14 protein-coding genes and 2 pseudogenes are annotated in these 19,242 nt (G+C 72.6%); 4 read left to right on the top strand and 12 right to left on the bottom strand.

Features of this window, described 5'->3' with window-relative positions; translation table 11 throughout:
* Positions 1–141: 141 nt before the first annotated feature.
* The 6 genes from FGF04_RS06140 to FGF04_RS06115 form a co-directional block, all read right to left on the bottom strand.
* Entirely contained in the window at positions 142–1,521 is a 1,380-nt protein-coding gene (locus FGF04_RS06140; protein ID WP_149510192.1) for an 8-oxoguanine deaminase, read from the bottom strand.
* A gap of 66 nt (positions 1,522–1,587) precedes the next feature.
* Complete coding sequence (gene pucL, locus FGF04_RS06135; protein WP_149510191.1) at positions 1,588–2,496, bottom strand: factor-independent urate hydroxylase; 909 nt, start codon at positions 2,494–2,496, stop codon at positions 1,588–1,590.
* 8 nt (positions 2,497–2,504) lie between these two features.
* On the bottom strand, positions 2,505–2,903 hold the full coding sequence (gene uraH, locus FGF04_RS06130) for a hydroxyisourate hydrolase (RefSeq protein ID WP_149510190.1): 399 nt from the start codon (positions 2,901–2,903) through the stop codon (positions 2,505–2,507).
* Entirely contained in the window at positions 2,900–3,418 is a 519-nt protein-coding gene (gene uraD / locus FGF04_RS06125) for a 2-oxo-4-hydroxy-4-carboxy-5-ureidoimidazoline decarboxylase (protein ID WP_149510189.1), read from the bottom strand. The genes uraH and uraD overlap by 4 nt, the downstream gene beginning before the upstream one ends.
* Before the next feature lie 123 nt (positions 3,419–3,541).
* Positions 3,542–3,910: a helix-turn-helix domain-containing protein gene (locus FGF04_RS06120; protein WP_149510188.1), complete on the bottom strand. Its 369-nt coding sequence runs from the start codon at positions 3,908–3,910 to the stop codon at positions 3,542–3,544.
* Positions 3,907–4,158, bottom strand: coding sequence for a hypothetical protein (locus FGF04_RS06115; protein ID WP_149510187.1), 252 nt, complete (start codon positions 4,156–4,158; stop codon positions 3,907–3,909). Before FGF04_RS06115 ends, FGF04_RS06120 begins: the two co-directional genes overlap by 4 nt.
* Before the next feature lie 211 nt (positions 4,159–4,369).
* On the opposite strand from FGF04_RS06115, the pseudogene FGF04_RS06110 reads away from it, so the two are divergent.
* Positions 4,370–5,224: pseudogene (locus FGF04_RS06110) on the top strand (TIM barrel protein); the annotation flags it as partial.
* 99 nt (positions 5,225–5,323) lie between these two features.
* Positions 5,324–6,238, top strand: coding sequence for a 2-hydroxy-3-oxopropionate reductase (locus tag FGF04_RS06105; RefSeq protein ID WP_149510228.1), 915 nt, complete (start codon positions 5,324–5,326; stop codon positions 6,236–6,238).
* Between the two features lie 837 nt (positions 6,239–7,075).
* On the opposite strand, the gene gcl is transcribed toward FGF04_RS06105, so the two are convergent.
* Positions 7,076–8,860 (bottom strand): glyoxylate carboligase, encoded by a 1,785-nt coding sequence (gcl, locus tag FGF04_RS06100; protein ID WP_149510186.1) that lies wholly within the window; start codon positions 8,858–8,860, stop codon positions 7,076–7,078.
* Positions 8,861–10,096: 1,236 nt separating this feature from the next.
* Here gcl and FGF04_RS06090 point away from each other — a divergent pair.
* Positions 10,097–10,648, top strand: a pseudogene (locus tag FGF04_RS06090) (TOPRIM nucleotidyl transferase/hydrolase domain-containing protein); the annotation flags it as partial.
* A 37-nt stretch (positions 10,649–10,685) separates the two neighbouring features.
* On the opposite strand, the gene FGF04_RS06085 reads toward FGF04_RS06090, so the two are convergent.
* From FGF04_RS06085 to FGF04_RS06065, 5 genes are all read right to left on the bottom strand, one after another.
* Positions 10,686–11,870, bottom strand: coding sequence for an XdhC family protein (locus tag FGF04_RS06085; RefSeq protein WP_149510185.1), 1,185 nt, complete (start codon positions 11,868–11,870; stop codon positions 10,686–10,688).
* Between the two features lie 85 nt (positions 11,871–11,955).
* Positions 11,956–13,413, bottom strand: a complete 1,458-nt coding sequence (locus tag FGF04_RS06080; RefSeq protein WP_149510184.1) for an NCS2 family permease — start codon at positions 13,411–13,413, stop codon at positions 11,956–11,958.
* A gap of 232 nt (positions 13,414–13,645) precedes the next feature.
* Positions 13,646–16,090 carry a xanthine dehydrogenase family protein molybdopterin-binding subunit gene (locus FGF04_RS06075; protein ID WP_235882205.1) on the bottom strand — a complete coding sequence of 815 codons (2,445 nt, stop codon included), beginning with the start codon at positions 16,088–16,090 and terminating at the stop codon, positions 13,646–13,648.
* Positions 16,087–16,686 (bottom strand): (2Fe-2S)-binding protein, encoded by a 600-nt coding sequence (locus tag FGF04_RS06070; protein ID WP_149510183.1) that lies wholly within the window; start codon positions 16,684–16,686, stop codon positions 16,087–16,089. The genes FGF04_RS06075 and FGF04_RS06070 overlap by 4 nt, the downstream gene beginning before the upstream one ends.
* Entirely contained in the window at positions 16,686–17,585 is a 900-nt protein-coding gene (locus tag FGF04_RS06065) for an FAD binding domain-containing protein (protein WP_149510182.1), read from the bottom strand. The genes FGF04_RS06070 and FGF04_RS06065 overlap by 1 nt, the downstream gene beginning before the upstream one ends.
* A 421-nt stretch (positions 17,586–18,006) precedes the next feature.
* On the opposite strand from FGF04_RS06065, the gene FGF04_RS06055 reads away from it, so the two are divergent.
* On the top strand, positions 18,007–19,242 hold a 1,236-nt coding region (locus tag FGF04_RS06055; protein ID WP_235882204.1), incomplete at its 3' end, for a PucR family transcriptional regulator ligand-binding domain-containing protein.

Genomic DNA, 19,242 nt, shown 5'->3' with positions numbered 1-19,242 from the left:
GGACGGGAGGGACCGGTCCGGGACGCGCACGCGCGTGTGTGTGCGTGCGCGTCCCGGGGACGGCCGCCGCGGACCCGGTGGGGTCCGCGGCCACCGGCCGAGGGCCGTCCCCCTCGGCCGGGGATCTGGGCGGGTACGGGGTCAGGCCTGCGCGGCGATCCGCGCGAGGCGCCGTGCCTCGTCCCGGGTGGAGCGGGCGATGGCGTCCTCGTCGGCGCGCAGCAGCCGGCCGTTCTCGACGATCTGCTCGCCGTTCACGAAGGAGGCGGTGACCGGTGCGGCGGCGCCGAACACGAGGGCGGTGACGGGGTCGGCGATCGAGGCGTGGGCCAGGGTGTCCAGCTTCCACAGCACCAGGTCGGCGAGCTTGCCCGGTTCCAGGGAGCCGATCTCCGGTGCGCGGCCCAGGACTTGGGCTCCGCCGTAGGTGCCCAGGCGCAGGGCCTGACGGGCGTTCAGGGCGGCCTCGCGGTGGGCGCCGAGGCGGTTGACGAGGAGGGCGTTGCGCAGTTCGGTGTGGAGTTCGCCGGACTCGTTGGACGCCGTGCCGTCGACGCCGAGGCCGACGGGGACGCCGGCCGCGAGCAGGTCGGGGACGCGGGCGATCCCGGCCGCCAGGCGGGCGTTGGAGGAGGGGCAGTGGGCCACCCCGGTCCGCGTACGGGCGAAGGCGTCGATGTCGGAGTCGTTCATGTGGACGCAGTGCGCCATCCACACGTCCTCGCCGAGCCAGCCGGTCGACTCGAAGTAGTCGGTCGGGCCCATGCCGAACAGCTCCTTGCAGAACTGCTCCTCCTCGACGGTCTCCGAGCCGTGGGTGTGCAGCCGCACCCCCTTGCGCCGGGCCAGTTCCGCTCCCTGGCGCATGAGTTCGGTGGAGACGGAGAACGGCGAGCAGGGGGCGACGGCGACCTGGGTCATGGCGCCGAAGGAGGCGTCGTGGTGCTCGTCGACGGTCGCCTCGGTCGCGGCGAGGGCCTCGTCGAGGCTCTCCACGGCGAAGTCCGGCGGCAGCCCGCCGTCCTTCTCGCTGCGGTCCATGGACCCGCGGGCGAGGGTGAAGCGGACGCCCATCTCGCGTGCGGCGCGGATGATCGAGCCCGACAGGTCGCCGGAGCCGCGCGGGAAGACGTAGTGGTGGTCCATGGCGGTGGTGACCCCGCCGCGGACCATCATGCCCAGGGAGCCCTGGGCCGCCGCGTACGTCATGCGCTCGTCGATGCGCGCCCAGGTCGGGTAGAGGGCGACGAGCCAGTCGAAGAGGTTGTGGTCGGTGGCGAGGCCGCGGGTGATCCACTGGTAGAAGTGGTGGTGGGTGTTGACCAGGCCCGGGGTGACGAGGTGGCCGGTCGCGTCGATCCGGCGTACGACGTTCTCCAGGCCTTCGGGGGCCCGGCCCGCGCCGAGCGACTCGATGCGGTCGCCCGCCAGGACCAGGTGGCCCGTGGGGTACTCGGTGTCGTCGGCGTCCACGGTCGCGATCGAGCAGTTCTCGATGACGACGCGCCGTTCTGCTGCCATGGTTCGTCCTTCTGCGGTGCCGAAGAGGAGTGCTGGTGAAGGGGGTTGCTCACCGGGGCAGGGGCGTCAGAGGTTGGTGAGGTCCACCGGGATGAGCGCCTCGCGGCCGTCCCGCAGGACCGTGGCCTCGATCAGGCCGTAGGGCCGGTCGGCGGCGTAGTACACCTCGTTGTCGTTCTTGAGGCCGAACGGCTCCAGGTCGACGAGGAAGTGGTGCTTGTTCGGCAGCGAGAAGCGGACCTCGTCGATCTCGTCGCGGTGCTCGATGATCCGCGCGCCCATCTGGTAGAGGGTCTGCTGCAGCGACAGCGAGTACGTCTCGGCGAAGGCGTCGAGGAGATGCCGGCGTACCTGCGCGTAGGACTCCTCCCAGTCGGGGGCGGGCTGTGCGTCGTCGGTCCAGCCGAACCGCCAGCGCGCGGAGACCTCGGTGGCGAGGATGCGGTCGTGGGTCTCCTTCAGCGTCGTGTACTTGTCCTTCACGTAGCCCCAGAACTCGGAGTCCGTGGAGTTCAGCACGACCAGGTCCTTGAGGCCCGATACGACCTGCCAGGAGGAGCCGTCGTAGGTGATCTGCGTGACGCGGGTCTCCTGGCCCTCGCGGGCGAAGGAGTGCTGCTTGTCCGGGGTCCCGATCCGCTGCCAGGAGTACTCCTCGATGCGGATGCGCGCCTGCCCGATCGGCTCCTGCGAGGTGACGAAGTGCCGGGCGAGGTGGATGCCGAACTGCTCGGCGGACTCGATGCCGTGCTCCTTGGCGAAGGCGTACACCGTGTTCTTGGTGGTGTCCGTCGGCAGCACGTTCGCGTTGGAGCCCGAGTAGTGGACCTCCTCCATGTCGCCGCTGAGGGCGACGGAGACGTTCAGGTCCTTGATGTGGTGGGTGTCGCCGTCCCGGGTGATCCGGACGACGCGGTTCTCGGCCTTGCCGTACTGGTTCTGGGCCAGCACGGCCGGACGGGCAGGGGTGGTCATGGTGTCTGCTAGCTCCCTCGGTAAACGGAGTAGCCGAACGGGTTGAGCAGCAGCGGTACGTGGTAGTGCTCGCCCGGGGTGACGGCGAACGTGATCGCCACCTCGGGGAAGAACACCTGTGCGGCACCGCTGTCCCGGTTCGCGGGGGCGTCCTGCTGCGCCTCGGCCTGTTTCTTCTCGAAGTACGCCTCGACCGCGAAGTCGAGCCGTACGTGTGTGGTGCCCTGCGGCAGGGCCGGCAGGTCCTTGCAGCGCCCGTCGGCGTCGGTCGCGGAGCCGCCGAGCTGCTGCCAGTGCGCCGTGCGTCCGCCACGGGCCGCGAGCCGGACGCGGACCCCGCCGGCGGGGCGTCCGGCGCTGGTGTCCAGGATGTGCGTGGACACGGAGGCGGTGGTGTCGGTGCTCATGCGGATGCGTCCTGTTCGACGAGGGGGGCGAGGCGGATGCGGTTGATCCTGCCGAGTTCGGTGCGCACGATCTCGCGCTCCCGTCCCGGCGTGTTGCCGATCCGCTCCTTGACCGCGTCGCGCAGCTGCTCGCCGGTGAGGCCGGTCGCGCAGATCAGGAAGACATGGCCGAACCTCTCCTGGTACTCCAGGTTCAGTTCGAGCATCTCCGCCTTGAGGGCGTCCGGGGCGCCCGCCATGCCGCGCTGTTCGCGCGAGGAGGTCGGGTCGCCCGGCTTCGGGCGTCCGATCGGCGGGTGTCCGGCCATCGCCTGCGCCAGGTCGGCGTCGGTCAGGCCGGCCACGGCGGCGTCGTTCGCCGCGAAGAGTTCGTCCGCGGTGGCGTACGGGCGCCGGGCGACCAGGCGGTGCGCCCAGGCCTCGGAGGCGCACACCTCGTGCAGGGCGGCGAGGGCCGCCCGTTCCTCCAGGGTGTTGAACCGGGCGAGACCGCCGGGTGTCGTACTCGACGTCACGGGAAGCCTCCGTGGCCTTGTGCTGGACGGGCTGCGGCCAGCTAACGCCCTCGGAAACTGCGCGTCAACACTTTGTTGAAAAATCCGGGTAACAAACGCCTGTCACCGGACGGCGGCGTCCGTTCAGGCGCCTTTCTCCCGGTTTAGATAGTTGTAGACCGTGAACCGGGAGACCCCGAGCGCGCTCGCCACGGTCTCCACGCCGTGCCGCACGGAGAAGGCCCCGCGGGCCTCCAGGATCCGTACGACCTCCTGCTTGGCCTTGCGGTCCAGGTCGGCCAGGGGCTTGCCGCGCTTGCGCTCCAGGGCGGCCAGGATGTGGTCCAGCGAGTCGGCGAGCTGCGGCAGCCGCACGGCCACCACGTCCGCGCCCTGCCAGGAGAGCACCACGTCGTCGGGGCCGGCCTGGTCGGGCGGGAGCATCTCGGCGCCCATGGCGTCGACCAGCGGTTTGACGGCCGAGACGAAGGGGTCGTCCGCGGACGCGGTCATCTGCCCTCCTCCCCGACCACGTTGACCTGCAACGAGACCCGGGTGGCGCCCGCGTCCAGGGCCCGGCGCAGCAGCGCGTCGACCGCGGTGAGCACCGCGTCCGCGCCGCCCTCGGCGGTGTTGCCGAACGGGCCGACGTCCACCGCGTCCAGCTCCGCCCCTTCGAGGACCTCGCGGGCGACCAGCGCGTGCGGCGGTGCCTCGTCGAGGTCGAAGGGCTCGGTCGTGAACTCCMCTCTCAAACGCACTGCGCCCCCATGACATCGCTCCGGCCTGTGTCCGCCGGCGGACCGGTCCGGCCGACCGCAAGGCGACCCTAGCCCMCCTCGCATTTCCCGCCGACTCCCCTTGACAAGGTCGGCCCACACGGGCAGCCTTTCCATCAAGCAGAAACTAACTTCCGCTATACGGAATAACATACGGCGGATCTGCCCGACACGGAAGGGAGCGCCGACCCCTATGCCCGGCTTCTCGACGGACGCGGCCGCAGAGCAGCGCTTCGACGTCAACCTGTCGATCCTCTTCACCGAGCTCCCGCTCCTGGAGCGCCCCGCGGCGGCAGCGGCAGCGGGCTTCACCGCGGTCGAGCTCTGGTGGCCCTGGACCGACACCCCCACTCCCCCGCGCGCGGAGCTCGACGCCCTGAAGGCGGCGATCGAGGACGCGGGCGTACAGCTGATCGGCCTTAACTTCTACGCCGGGCAGCTGCCGGGTCCGGACCGGGGCGCGCTGTCGCTGCCCGGCGAGGAGTCCGAGCGGTTCCGCGCGAACGTCGACGTGGCCGCGGACTTCGCGCACGCGCTGGGGTGCACGGCGCTCAACGCCCTGTACGGCAACCGCGTCGAGGGCGTCGATCCGGCCGAGCAGGACGAACTGGCCCTGGAGAACCTCGTCCTGGCGGCCCGCGCGGCCGACCAGATCGGCGCGGCCTTGCTGGTCGAGGCCCTCAACGCACCGGAGTCGCCGCGGTATCCGCTGGTGAGCGCCCCCGCCGCGGTCGCCGTCGTCGACCGGGTCAACGAGGCGACGGGGCTCGGCAACGCCAGGTTCCTGATGGACCTCTACCACCTGTCCAGGAACGGCGAGGACCTCCCGTCGGTGATCGAGCGGTACGCCGCGCGGACCGGCCACGTCCAGATCGCCGACGACCCGGGCCGCGGCGCCCCCGGCACCGGCTCGCTCCCGCTGGCGGAGCTGCTCGGGCTGCTGCGCGAGCGGGGCTACGAGGGCTGGGTCGGCCTGGAGTACAAGCCGGGCGACCGGCCGAGCGCCGAGACGTTCGACTGGCTCCCGCGCGGGGCCCGCGCCGCCCGGACCGTCCGCGCCGCCGGCCCCGCCCACCCACCCCACCCACACCGCTCGCTGAGCGGCAACTCCCGGACGCAGAACCGCAGTCAGAGAGGCACCCTCACCATGAGCAACCCCGCCGACAGTTCCGGCACCCCCCGTCCGGCGATCGCCTGGATCGGCCTCGGCATCATGGGCTCCCCCATGTCGGAGAACCTGGTCAAGGCCGGGTACGACGTCACCGGGTTCACCCTGGAGCAGGACAAGCTGGACCGGCTGACCGCCGCCGGCGGCACGGCGGCCGGCTCCATCGCCGAGGCCGTGCGGGACGCCGACGTCGTCATCACGATGGTGCCGGCCTCCCCGCAGGTCGAGGCCATCGCGTACGGGCCCGACGGCATCCTGGAGAACGCGCGCTCCGGCGCCCTCCTGATCGACATGTCCTCCATCACCCCGCAGACCTCCGTGGACCTGGCGGCGGCGGCGAGGGACAAGGGCATCCGGGTCCTGGACGCCCCGGTGTCCGGCGGCGAGGCCGGTGCGGTCGAGGCCGTGCTGTCCATCATGGTCGGCGGCGAGCAGGCCGACTTCGACCGGGCCCGGCCGATCTTCGAGGCGCTGGGCAGGACCGTCGTGCTGTGCGGGCCGCACGGCTCGGGGCAGACCGTGAAGGCCGCGAACCAGCTGATCGTCGCCGTGAACATCCAGGCGTGCGCCGAGGCCGTGGTCTTCCTGGAGAAGTCGGGGGTCGACCTGCGGGCCGCCCTCGACGTCCTGAACGGCGGCCTCGCCGGTTCGACCGTGCTCACCCGCAAGAAGGACAACTTCCTGCAGCGCGACTTCAGGCCGGGCTTCCGCATCGACCTGCACCACAAGGACATGGGCATCGTCACGGACGCCGCCCGCAATGTCGGTGCCGCGCTGCCCGTCGGGGTCGTGGTCGCCCAGCTCGTGGCGTCGCTGCGCGCCCAGGGCGACGGCGGCCTGGACCACTCCGCGCTGCTGCGCGCGGTCGAGCGCCTGTCCGGCGCGCGGGTCTGACCGCCCGCCCCCACAGACCCGGGCGGCGCCGGTGCCGACATCAGTCCTGTCGCGCCCAGGCGGCGGCGCCGCCCGGCACCAACCCCAGTACGGCGCACGGGACCTGACGGGAGGTCGGGTCCCGGGCGCGCCGCCCGTGCGGACCGTGGACCCGGATGAGGGGTGGCCCACGGGACGGACGGGCGGGGCAGGGACCGCGGCGGTGTGCGAGCCAGTGCGGTGGTGAAGGTTCCGGTGCCCCTTCCTCGACAGGATGAGGAGGGTGCCCCCGGCGCCGTCGCGCCGCCGCGGTCCCGGCCTCATCCTTGAGCGCCGCGTACGGACGGTCCCGTACGCGGCGCTTCTCGCCGTTCCCCCGTACACCGGTAGGCGTACGGCGGTGGACGTACGGAGGCGGGTGTACGGCGGTGGGCGTACGCCTCCTACGGAACCCTCAAATCAACCTCTGAAGATGGCCTCCGGGGCTTCAACTCACTGTGCTGGAGGCACATTCTCAGCACATGGGGCCCGCCGGCACGGGGGCGGCGGGCCCCGACGGGGGAATCACCGCGGGCTGGTCCTGAGACGGGGGTGGGACGCATGAGCGGCTGCATCTTCGCGCTCCGGCGCGAGCCGTACGCGGCAGCGATACCGCGCGGCGGGCCGTCCACCGCGGTGACGGTGGCCGTACGCGGTACACCGCACGGGGGAGAGCACGGGGGAGCCGGACCGGTTCCGGGCCGCCGCGGGGGCGGCAGGCACTGAACACGGCGCGAGGCCCCCGCCCTGGTTCACCAGGGCGGGGGCCTCGACTCCGTCCGGGCACGCCCGGCGCTCACCCCCCTCCGGGGGCCCGGCTCACACCTTCAGGGGTTTGACGGAGGTCGGCGCGTGCCACGGCTCGGTCGCGAGCTCCTCGAACTCCACCACGTTGCCGATGTCGTTGGTCGTGGACATCGAGATGTTGGTGACGCGCTCCAGCACCGCCTCCACCACCACCGGCACCTGGAACTCGGCCGCGAGCTTCTTCGCCTGCTCGAAGGCGGCGCCCAGCCCGGCCGGGTCGGTGACCCGGATCGCCTTGCAGCCGAGCCCCTCGACGACCTTGACGTGGTCGACCCCGTACACGCCCAGCTCGGGCGAGTTGATGTTCTCGAACTCCAGGTTGACCTGGAAGTCGATGTCGAACGCCCGCTGGGCCTGCCGGATGAGCCCCAGGTAGGCGTTGTTGACGAGCACGTGGACGTACGGAATCCGGTGCTGGGCCCCGACGGCCAGCTCCTCGATCATGAACTGGAAGTCGTAGTCGCCGGAGAGCGCGACCACCTGCGCCCCCGGGTCGGCCTTCGCGACGCCCAGCGCGGCCGGGACGGTCCAGCCGAGGGGGCCGGCCTGGCCGCAGTTGATCCAGTGCCGCGGCCGGTGGACGTGCAGCATCTGCGCGCCGGCGATCTGCGAGAGGCCGATGGTGGTGACGTACCGCGTCTCGGGGCCGAAGGCCTTGTTCATCTCCTCGTAGACGCGCTGCGGCTTGATGGGGACGTCGTCGAAGTGGGTACGCCGCTGGAGCGAGGCCTTCCGGTGCTGGGCGGCCTCGGCCCACGCGGACCGGTCCGGCAGCCTGCCCGCGGCCTTCATCTCCCTGCCCACCTCGACGAACAGCTCCAGCGCGGCCTTCGCGTCGGAGGCGATGCCGTAGTCGGGGGCGAAGATCCGGCCGATCTGGGTGGGCTCGATGTCGACGTGCACGAACGTGCGGCCCGCCGTGTAGACGTCGAGCCGGCCGGTGTGGCGGTTGGCCCAGCGGTTGCCGATGCCGAGGACGAAGTCGGACTCCAGGAACGTCGCGTTGCCGTAGCGGTGCGAGGTCTGCAGGCCCACCATGCCGGCGTTCAGCTCGTGGTCGTCGGGGAGGGTGCCCCAGCCCATGAGCGTGGGGACGACCGGGACGCCGGTCAACTCGGCGAACTCGACGAGGAGTTCGCAGGCGTCGGCGTTGATGACGCCGCCGCCCGCGACGATCAGCGGCCGCTCCGACTCGTTGAGCAGCGCGAGCGCCTTCTCGATCTGGGGGCGGGTCGCGGCCGGCTTGTAGACCGGCAGCGGCTCGTAGGTCTGCGGGTCGAACTCGATCTCCGTGAGCTGCACGTCGACCGGCAGGTCGATGAGGACCGGGCCCGGGCGGGCCGAGCGCATCAGGTGGAAGGCCTGCTGGAAGACGCCGGGGACCTGGGCGGCCTCCAGGACGGTGACCGCCATCTTGGTGACCGGCGTGGCGATCGAGGCGATGTCGACGGCCTGGAAGTCCTCCTTGTGGATCACGGAGGTCGGGGCCTGTCCCGTGATGCACAGGATCGGGACGGAGTCGCCGGTGGCGGAGTACAGACCGGTGATCATGTCGGTGCCGGCGGGGCCCGACGTCCCGATGCAGACACCGATGTTGCCGGGCGCGGTGCGGGTGTAGCCCTCCGCCATGTGGGAGGCGCCCTCGACGTGGCGGGCCAGGGTGTGGCCGATGCCGCCGGCGGCCTTGAGCGCCGCGTAGAAGGGGTTGATCGCCGCGCCCGGCACGCCGAACGCGTGGGCGACGCCTTCCCGCTTGAGGATTTCGACTGCCGCGCGGGCAGCGGTCATACGAGCCATTGCGTACTCCTGCTTCGGCCGGGGATTCGGGCTCCCCTCGCGCCCTGCGGAGAGCTTCAAATTCCGTATTGCGGAAAGTAACTTCTACTATCTGGAAGCAATGTAGGTCGGGGGCCGGGGGGCGTCAAGAGTGAACGGCGGGCGCGCGGGCGCACCGGTCCTGGGGTGTCGGGCCGATTCGCTGCCGGAGAGGGCGGTTCCGGAGGACGATGGTGGGGCCGTCCCCGTGTGGTGTCGGTGTCACGGTGTCCTGGAGAGAGTCATGGCCGAGAGCGTTCCGGTCGTTTGCCCGGCCTGCCGGCGGGAGCATGTCTATGCGGCGCCGGTGTACCCGTGCGTGTGCGGGGCGCCGGTCGTGCCGCTGCTCGATGCGCGGGCCCGCCCCGAGTCCGTCACCCACCACACCTGGGACGACGACTGGGTGACGGTGCCCTGCACCGTCTGCGGCCGCGCGGACCAGTGGCCCCGCCCGGAACTGGGCTGCCCGTGCGGGACGCTGCTACGGGTACCACTGTCTGACACCGGCCCCGCGGGCCCGGGCGCCCCCGACAACTCGACCGAGCCCGGCGGCTGGGCCGAGCCTGCCGACTCCGCCGAGCCCGAGGCTCCCGGCGCGTCCGGCGCTCCTGTCGCGTCCAGCACTCCCGCCGAGCTCGACGCTCCCGGCGGCTCCGGCGGCTCCGCCGAGTGTGGTGGCCCGGCCCGGGACGGCGATCCCGCCGAGGCCGGTGCCTGCGCGGAGTTCGGCGGGGACGTGGGGACCGGGCGGGAGGCCGGGTCCGCAGGACGTACCGGAGGCGGCCGGAGCGCCGGGGCGGGTGCCACCGGTGAACCGTCCGCTGCCGCGCACGGAGCGGCGGGCCCCGGCGCCGAGCAGGCGTCGCGGGCGACCGGACCCGGGGGCAGCGGCCCCACCSGGCCCGCGGCGGCAGCCCCTGCCGCCGATCACATAGCGGAGACCGCCGGCCCCGGAGTCGACGATCCGTGGACCAAGCATGAGCCGTCGGCGGCCGACCCGGGGGCGACGGCCCCGGACGCCGCCCCTGGATCCGCGCCGTCCGGCACGGACGCCGGGTCCGCAGAACATGCCGGAGCCGGCCGGAGCGCCGGGGCGGGCGTCACCGACGCGCGTGACGCCGGGAGTGATGCAGGTGGGGCGGGCGGCGGGCAGGTGTCCCGGGCCGCCGGCTCCGGTGCGGGCGGCCCGGACACCGGGTCCGCCCCTCGTACGCCGGGCTGCGCACGGTCGTGCTCGTCGAGGGCGGCAGCGACCAGGTCGCCGTCGAGGCACTGGCCGCCCGGCAGGGCCGGGACCTCGACGCGGAGGGGGTCGCGGTGGTGCCGCTCGGCGGCGCGATGAGCATCGGGCGGTTCGTCGACCTGTGCGGGCCGCAGGGGCTCGACGTACGGCTGGCCGGTCTGTGCGACGTCGGCGAGGAGCGGTTCTTCCGGCGTGCGCTGGAGCGGGCCGGGATCGGCTCCGACCTCACCGCCGGGAAGCTGGAGTCGCTCGGGTTCTATCTGTGCGACGCGGACCTGGAGGACGAGCTGATCCGCTCGCTGGGCGCCGACGTCATCCAGCAAGTGGTCGAGGAACAGGGCGAGTTGCGCGCGTTCCGCACCTTCCAGAACCAGCCCGCGCAACGGAGCTGGACCGTGGAGCAGCATCTGCACCGCTTCATGGGCACCCACGCCGGCCGCAAGGCCCAGTACGCCCGCGAACTCGTCGCCGGCCYGGACCTCGACCGCACGCCCCGCCCGCTGGAACGGCTCCTCGCCCACCTCTGACACCCCCGCCGGCCGTCGGACGGGTGCCCCGCCGGTGTCAGGCCACCGACCCGATGCGCCGCGCCGACACCGGCGCCGACACCGGCCCCGGCCCCGGCGAGGCGTCGTGGTGGATCGGCGTGTGCGCCCCGGTCAGCGACAGCCCGCTGCCGCCCCGCCGGTTCGCGACGATCTCCGCGGCGATGGACAGCGCGGTCTCCTCGGGCGTACGGGCGCCGAGGTCGAGGCCGATGGGCGAGCGCAGCCGCGCCAGCTCCAACTCGGTGACGCCCACCTCCCGGAGGCGTTCGTTGCGGTCGAGGTGCGTCCGGCGCGAGCCCATCGCCCCGACGTACGCGACCGGCAGCCGCAGCGCGAGTTCGAGGAGGGGCACGTCGAACTTGGCGTCGTGCGTCAGCACGCACAGGACCGTGCGGGCGTCGACCTCCGTGCGCTCCAGGTACCTGTGTGGCCACTCGACGACGATCTCGTCCGCCTCCGGGAAGCGCGCGGCCGTCGCGAAGACGGGCCGCGCGTCGCACACCGTCACGCGGTAGTTCAGGAACGTGCCGACGCGGACCAGGGCGGAGGCGAAGTCGATCGCCCCGAAGACGATCATCCGGGGCGGCGGCACCGAGGACTCGACCAGCACGGTGAGCGGTGCTCCGCAACGCGAGCCCTGCTCCCCTGTCTCCAGGGTGCCGGTGCGCCCCGCGTCCAGGAAGGCCCGCGCCTCCTCCGCCACCGTGCGGTCCAGCTCGGGATGCGCCCCGAACCCGCCCTCGTACGAGCCTTCGGAGCCGCCGGGGCGTACGAGGAGGGCGCGGCCGAGCAGGGACTCCGGCCCGGAGACGACGCGTGCCAGCGCCGCCGCCTCCCCGCACGCGGCGGCGGACAGGGCCGAAGCGAACACCTCGCGGACGGGTGCGCAGGCGTGCACCGGGGTCACCAGGACGTCGATGACCCCGCCGCACGTCAGGCCCACCGCGAAGGCGTCCTCGTCGCTGTACCCGAAGCGTTCGAGGACCGGCTCCCCGTCCTCCAGCGCCTGCCGGCACAGGTCGTAGACCGCGCCCTCCACGCAGCCGCCGGAGACCGAGCCGATCGCCGTGCCGGCGGCGTCCACGGCCAGGGCGGCGCCGGGACGGCGGGGGGCGCTGCCGCCGACGGCCACCACGGTGGCCACGGCGAAGTCGCGGCCCTCCGCGACCCAGCGCTGCAGGTCTTGGGCGATGTCCAGCATCTGTCGGTCTCCTTCTTCCTGCGGGTGCGTCGTGGCCGGTCGCGCGGTTCCCCGCGCCCCTCACGGGGCCCGTACCCGGGCGCGGCTAGTGGACGCCCAGCCAGCTCTCTATCGGGTTCAGGGCGAAGAAGACGAGGAAGATCGCCGTCAGGGCCCACATGAACGCCCCGATCTCCCGCGCCCGCCCTTGCGCGATCTTGATGGCGACGTAACTGATGACCCCGGCCGCCACCCCCGCCGTGATGGAGTACGTGAACGGCATGATCACGACGGTCAGGAAGACCGGGACCGCGGTGGCGCGGTCGGCCCAGTCCACGTGGCGGGCGTTGGTCATCATCATGGCGCCGATGACGACCAGGGCCGCCGCCGCGACCTCCCCGGGGACGAGCGCCGTCAGCGGGGTGAAGAAGAGGCAGGCCGCGAAGAACAGGCCGGTGACGACCGAGGACAGCCCCGTACGGGCGCCCTCCCCGACCCCGGTCGCGGACTCCACGAACACCGTCTGGCCGGAGGCGCCCGAGACGCCGCCGATCGCCCCGCCCGCGCCGTCGATGAACAGCGCCTTGGACAGGCCCGGCATCCGGCCCTTGTCGTCGGCGAGCCCGGCCTCGGTGCCGACGCCGATGATGGTGGCCATCGCGTCGAAGAACCCGGCGAGGACGAGCGTGAAGACGATCATGCCGACCGTCATCGCGCCGACCTCGCCCCAGCCGCCGAACTCGACGTCGCCGAAGATCGAGAAGTCCGGCATCGACACCGCGCTGCCGTGCCACTCGGGCGCCCCGGCGGCCCACTGCTTCGGGTCGATGACGTCCAGTGCGTTGAGCACGACGGCGAGGACGGTGCCGCCGACGATGCCGATCAGGATCGCGCCGGGGACGCCGCGCGCCTGGAGCATGAAGATGGCGAGCAGCGTGACGGCGAAGAGCAGCACCGGCCAGCCGGCCAGCTCACCCGTCGCGCCGAGGGAGACCGGGGTCGCCTTGCCCGGGTGGACGAAGCCCGCCTTCACCAGCCCGATGAGGGCGACGAACAGGCCGATGCCCATGGTGATCGCGTGCTTCAGCGCCAGCGGGATCGCGTTCATGATCATCTCGCGCAGCCCGGTGACCACCAGGAGCATGATGACCACGCCGTACATCACGCACATGCCCATCGCCTGCGGCCAGGTCATCTGGGGCGCGACCTGCGAGGACAGGACGCCCGAGACGGACAGTCCCGCGGCGAGGGCGAGCGGCACCTTGCCGACGAAGCCCATCAGGAGCGTGGTGAGGGCCGCCGCGAACGCCGTCGCGGTGATCAGCGCCTGCTGGCCGAGCGTGTTCCCCGCCGCGTCCTTGCCGGACAGGATGAGGGGGTTGAGGAGGAGGATGTACGCCATCGCCATGAAGGTGGTGACGCCGCCGCGCACCTCACGCGCGACCGTGCTCCCCCGCGGGGAGATGTGGAAGTAGCGGTCGAGCCAGGACCGGCCGGCCGGGACGCGGGTTCCTTCACCCGCGTCGTCGGCGGTGGTCCTGGGCTCCAGGGACTGCTGGGCCATGGTGCCTTCTCCCAAGGTTCATAGGGGCACCCGCGGACACCGTCGTGGCGGCGCGGGTTTTGGGAAGGTGCACGACCCGGGGGACGGCCCGAGACGAGACGCGGTGCTGTACTTGAGCGGGTACCGGGTGCCGTTGATCGAACGGTCACCCGGCACCGGGGTCGCCCTCGCTGTGCCCACCCGTTCCGCCCTTGCGGAACGCCTGCCCACAGCAATGGCGGGCGGCGGGTGGCTATGACTGGTTCGTCAGGTGTTCCGGGCGGACCGGGGTTCTGTTGAGGTCCAGGCCCGTCGCGTTGCGGATTGCCGCGAGGACGGCCGGGGTCGACGACAGGGTCGGGGCCTCGCCTATGCCGCGCAGCCCGTACGGCGCGTGGTCGTCGGCGAGTTCGAGCACGTCGACGGGGATGGTCGGCGTGTCGAGGATCGTCGGGATGAGGTAGTCGGTGAAGGAGGGGTTCCTGACCTTCGCCGTCTTCGGGTCGACGATGATCTCCTCCATCACCGCGATGCCCAGGCCCTGGGTCGTACCGCCCTGGATCTGGCCGATGACGGACAGCGGGTTGAGCGCCTTGCCGACGTCCTGCGCGCAGGCCAGTTCGACGACCTTCACCAGGCCCAGCTCGGTGTCCACCTCGACGACGGCGCGGTGGGCGGCGAACGAGTACTGGACGTGGCCGTTGCCCTGTCCGGTGCGCAGGTCGAAGGCCTCGGTCGGCCGGTGCCGCCACTCCTCCTCGACCTCGACGGCCTCGTCCTCCAGCACGTCCACCAGGTCGGCCAGGACCTCGCCGCCGTCGGTGACGACCTTGCCGCCCTCCAGGAGCAGTTCGGCGGTGGCCCAGGCGGGGTGGTACGTGCCGAACCTGCGGCGGCCGATCTCCAGGACCTGCTCGCGGACCAGCTCGCAGGCGTTCTTCACGGCGCCGCCGGTGACGTACGTCTGCCGGGACGCCGAGGTCGAACCGGCGGACCCCACCTGTGTGTCGGCCGGCTGGATCGTCACCTGGGCGACGCCAAGTTCGGTGCGGGCGATCTGCGCGTGGACGGTGACACCCCCCTGACCGACCTCCGCCATCGCGGTGTGGACGGTTGCCACGGGTTCGCCGCCGACGACCTCCATGCGCACCCTGGCGGTCGAGTAGTCGTCGAAGCCCTCGGAGAAGCCGACGTTCTTGATGCCGACCGCGTAGCCGACGCCGCGGACGACGCCTTCGCCGTGGGTGGTGTTGGAGAGGCCACCGGGCAGCTGGCGGACGTCCGCCTGCTCGCCGGCCGCGAGCCACTGCTGCTCGGGCGGCATCGGCATCGCCTTGACGCGGCGCAGCAGTTCGGCGACCGGGGCGGGCGAGTCGACGCGCTGGCCGGTCGGCATGAGCGTGCCCTGCGACATGGCGTTGAGCTGCCGGAACTCGACCCGGTCCATGCCCACCGCGTCCGCGAGCTTGTCCATCTGCGCCTCGTAGGCGAAGCACGCCTGGACGGCGCCGAAGCCGCGCATGGCGCCGCAGGGCGGGTTGTTGGAGTAGAGGGCGATCGCTTCGATGTCGACGTCTTCGAGGACGTACGGGCCGACCGCCAGGGATGCCGCGTTGCCGACGACCGCCGGGGACGCGGAGGCGTACGCGCCGCCGTCCAGGACGATCCGGCACTTCATGTGGGTCAGCTTGCCGTCCTTCGTCGCCCCGTGCTCGTAGTGCAGCTTGGCGGGGTGGCGGTGGACATGCCCGAAGAAGGACTCGAAGCGGTTGTAGACGATCTTGACGGGCTTGCCCGTGCGCAGTGCCAGCAGGCAGGCGTGGATCTGCATCGACAGGTCCTCGCGCCCGCCGAACGCGCCGCCGACGCCGGAGAGCGTCATCCGGACCTTGTCCTCGGGCAGGCCGAGCACCGGGGCGATCTGGCGCAGGTCGGAGTGGAGCCACTGGGTGGCGACGTACAGGTCGACGCCGCCGTCCTCGGCGGGCACGGCGAGGCCCGACTCGGGGCCCAGGAACGCCTGGTCCTGCATTCCGAAGGTGTACTCGCCCTCGACGATGTGGTCGGCGCGCCGGCGGGCCGCCTCCACGTCGCCGCGGACGATCGGCTGGCGGTGGACGATGTTCGGGTGGGACACGTGGCCGATGTGGTGGTCGTCGCGGTCCTCGTGCAGGAGCGGGGCACCGGGGGCCGTGGCGCTGGCCTCGTCGGTGACGACCGGCAGTTCGCGGTACTCCACCTTGATCTTGGCGGCGGCCCGGCGGGCGGTCTCCGGGTGGTCGGCGGCCACGATCGCGACGGGTTCGCCGTGGTGGCGCACGCGGCCGTGGGCGAGGACCGGGGTGTCCTGGATCTCCAGGCCGTAGTTCTTCACGGCGGTCGGCAGGTCGTCGTAGGTCAGGACGGCGTACACGCCGGGTGTCGCGAGGGCCTCGCCGGTGTCGATGGAGAGGATCCGCGCGTGCGCGACCGGGGAGCGCAGGATCTGGCCCCACAGCATGTCCTCGTGCCACATGTCGGAGGAGTAGGCGAACTCGCCGGTGACCTTGAGGGTGCCGTCCGGGCGGAGGGTGGACTCGCCGATCCCGCCCTTGGTCCCCGCACCCTGGGTGACCTTCGTGGGGGTGCCGACAGGGGCGCTGGCGGTGACAGGGCCCCTGGTGCCGGTGGCCGTGGCGGCGGTCGTGTCGGTGGTCATCGGCGGGCCGCCTCTCCCTGCCGGGCCGCCGCCAGGCGGACCGCGTCCATGATCTTCTCGTAGCCGGTGCAGCGGCAGAGGTTGCCCGAGAGCGCCTCGCGGATGTCCGCGTCGGTCGGGGTCGGGTTGCGCTCCAGCATCTCGTCGGCCGCGACCAGCAGGCCGGGGGTGCAGAAGCCGCACTGGACGGCCCCGGCGTCGATAAACGCCTGCTGGATGGGGGCGAGCGCGGTGTCCCCGCCGGTCTGCGAGTCCGCGGGGCGGGCCTCCCAGCGCCTGGCCGCGTCCAGGGACGTACCGCAGGAACCGGGGGCCGCGGAGGCGCACCCGCCGTGCTCCGCGCGCTGTTCGGCGAAGTCCGCCAGGCCCTCGACCGTGACGACGTCACGGCCCTCGACCTGTCCGGCGGCGACCAGGCACGAACACACCGGCACGCCGTCGAGGCGGACCGTGCAGGAACCGCACTCGCCCTGCTCGCAGGCGTTCTTCGAGCCCGGCAGGCCCATGCGCTCCCGCAGCACGTACAGCAGGGACTCGCCCTCCCACACGTCGTCGGCCTCCTGGGGACGGCCGTTCACCGTGAAACTGACGCGCATTACGCGACCCTGCCCTTCTGCTGTGCCGTGCCGTCGGTGCCGCGGTAGGACTCCCAGGTCCAGGTCAGGGTGCGGCGGGCCATGACGCCCACCGCATGGCGGCGGTAGCTCGCCGTGCCCCGGACGTCGTCGATGGGGTTGCAGGCGCCGGAGCACAGCTCGGCGAACTGCTTGGCCACCGACGGGGTGATGATCTTGCCGTTGTCCCAGAAGCCGCCCTCTTCGAGCGCCGCGTTCAGGAAGTCCTCGGCCGCCCGGGCCCGTACGGGGGTGGGGGCGGCGGAGCCGATGCCGGTGCGGACCGTGCGGGTGTCGGGGTGCAGGGCCAGGCCGAAGGCGCACACCGCGATCACCATGGCGTTGCGGGTGCCGACCTTCGAGTACTGCTGCGGTCCGGCCGCCTTCTTGATGTGGACGGCCCGGATCAGCTCGTCGGGGGCGAGTGCGTTGCGCTTCACCCCGGTGTAGAAGTCGTCGATGGGGATGAGCCGCGAGCCCCGGACGGACTCGGCCTCGACCTCGGCGCCGGCCGCGAGCAGGGCGGGGTGGGCGTCGCCGGCCGGGGAGGCGGTGCCCAGGTTGCCGCCGACCCCGCCGCGGTTGCGGATCTGGGGGGAGGCCACGGTGTGGGAGGCCAGGGCCAGGCCCGGCAGTTCGCCGCGCAGGTGGTCCATGATCGCCGTGTAGGGGACCGAGGCGCCCAGGCGGACCGACTCCTCGCCGACCTCCCAGTCGCCCAGCTCTCCGATCCGGTTCAGGTCCAGCAGGTACTCGGGCCGGCGGTGGTCGAAGTTGATCTCGACCATCACGTCGGTGCCGCCCGCAATCGGCACAGCGGTGGGGTGCGCTGCCTTGGCGGCGAGCGCTTCCTCCCAGCTGGCGGGGCGAAGGAAGTCCATGACCGGCTCTCTTCTTCGTCTCGTGGAGCGTGCTGATCAAGCCAGATCGTGTGCGGCGGGCCCGGCTCGTTCATGAGGTGTTCACGTGGATGGGAGCCAGTACACAGCGCGTTCCGCCAACGGGGTCAGTCACCGAAACCATGAAGGAGTTGGCTGGCCAGGGCGCGCATCTTGTAGATTCGTATGAACGGGGGTCATCGGTAACCTCTCGGCTTTCCCTCGGAAACGTCGGACGCGGTCCCCTGCGCGTCGGCCACCGGCCGGAATCGGCCTGACTGCTCCCCATCGTCGGTTCCTCCCCTCTCCCCTCCGTCCGCTCCTCCATCTGCTTCTCCTCCCCCCTCACACCTCTTCATCGGTTCGACCCCTTCCATCGGTTCTCCATCCACCACAGTTTTCGAGACAGAACGGCGGCGACGAGATGCGGCTGCGCGCACTGCTGGACACGGACGCGCTGGGCCTGCGGCTGCTCGGCGGCCAGGACGAGCTGGACCGCACCGTGCGGGGGGTGATGACCACGGACCTGCGGGACCCGAGCCGGTACCTCTCGGGCGGCGAGCTGGTCCTCACGGGCCTCGCCTGGCGCCGCGGCCCGGGCGACTCCGAACCGTTCGTACGGATCCTCGCGGGTGCCGGGGTCACGGCGCTGGCCGCGGGCGAGGCCGAACTGGGCGCGATCCCTGACGACCTGGTGACGGCCTGTGCCAGGCACCGGCTGCCGCTGTTCGCCGTCAACGAGTCGGTGGCCTTCGCGACGATCACCGAGCACGTCGTGCGGCAGGTCTCCGGGGAGCGGGCCGGGGACCTGGCGGCCGTGGTGGACCGGCACCGCCGGATGATGACCGCGGGGCCGGCCGGCGGCGGCCCGGACGTGGTGCTCGACCTGCTCGGTTCCGACCTGGACCTGCGGGCCTGGGTGCTCTCCCCCGCCGGGCGCCTCGTGGCGGGCTCGCACCTCGCGCAGGCGCCGCTGCCCGCGGGGGTCCGCGCGGCGCTGGCCGGCGAGCACCTCGCGGGGGTCCGTTCGGGGCGGCGCGGGCCGTACCGGGTGACGGTCGGCCCGGCCACGTACTCGCTGTTCCCGGTGCGCGGCGTCGGCCGCGGCGGTACGGCGGGCGCGCGCGACGTACGCGAGACGGTGCTGTCGGAGTGGCTGCTCGCGGTCGAGGCGGACGCCGGGGACTGGCCCGCGGAACGGCTGGACCTGCTGGAGGGCGTGACGCAGCTGATCGCCGTGGAGCGGGAGCGCCGGGACGCGGCGCGCACCGTGCGGCGCCGGCTCGCGCAGGAGGTGCTGGAGCTGGTGCAGAGCGGGGCGGCGCCCGCCGAGATCGCGGCGCGGCTGCGGGTCGCGGCGCCCGTGCTGCTGCCGGGGCTCGGTGCGGCCCCGCACTGGCAGGTCGTGGTCGCCCGCGTCGAATGGGACGAGACGGGGGGCGGGCCGTCCGGCGCCCCGGCCGGAACGGGCGGCGGCAGCAGCGGGAGCGGCGGGAGACGGTCCGAGGGAGCCTCGGCCTCCCTGGCATCCGCGGGAGGCTTCGCAGGAACGGGGACAGGAGCAGGGCGGCAGCAGCGGGAGCGGCGGGAGACGGTCCGAGGGAGCCTCGGCCTCCCTGGCATCCGCGGGAGGCTTCGCAGGAACGGGGACAGGAGCAGG

Origin of the sequence: Streptomyces apricus (genome assembly GCF_008369065.1) — a bacterium.
In the GTDB taxonomy this organism is placed as follows: domain Bacteria; phylum Actinomycetota; class Actinomycetes; order Streptomycetales; family Streptomycetaceae; genus Streptomyces; species Streptomyces apricus.
This window is presented reverse-complemented; position numbering and strand designations above follow the sequence as displayed.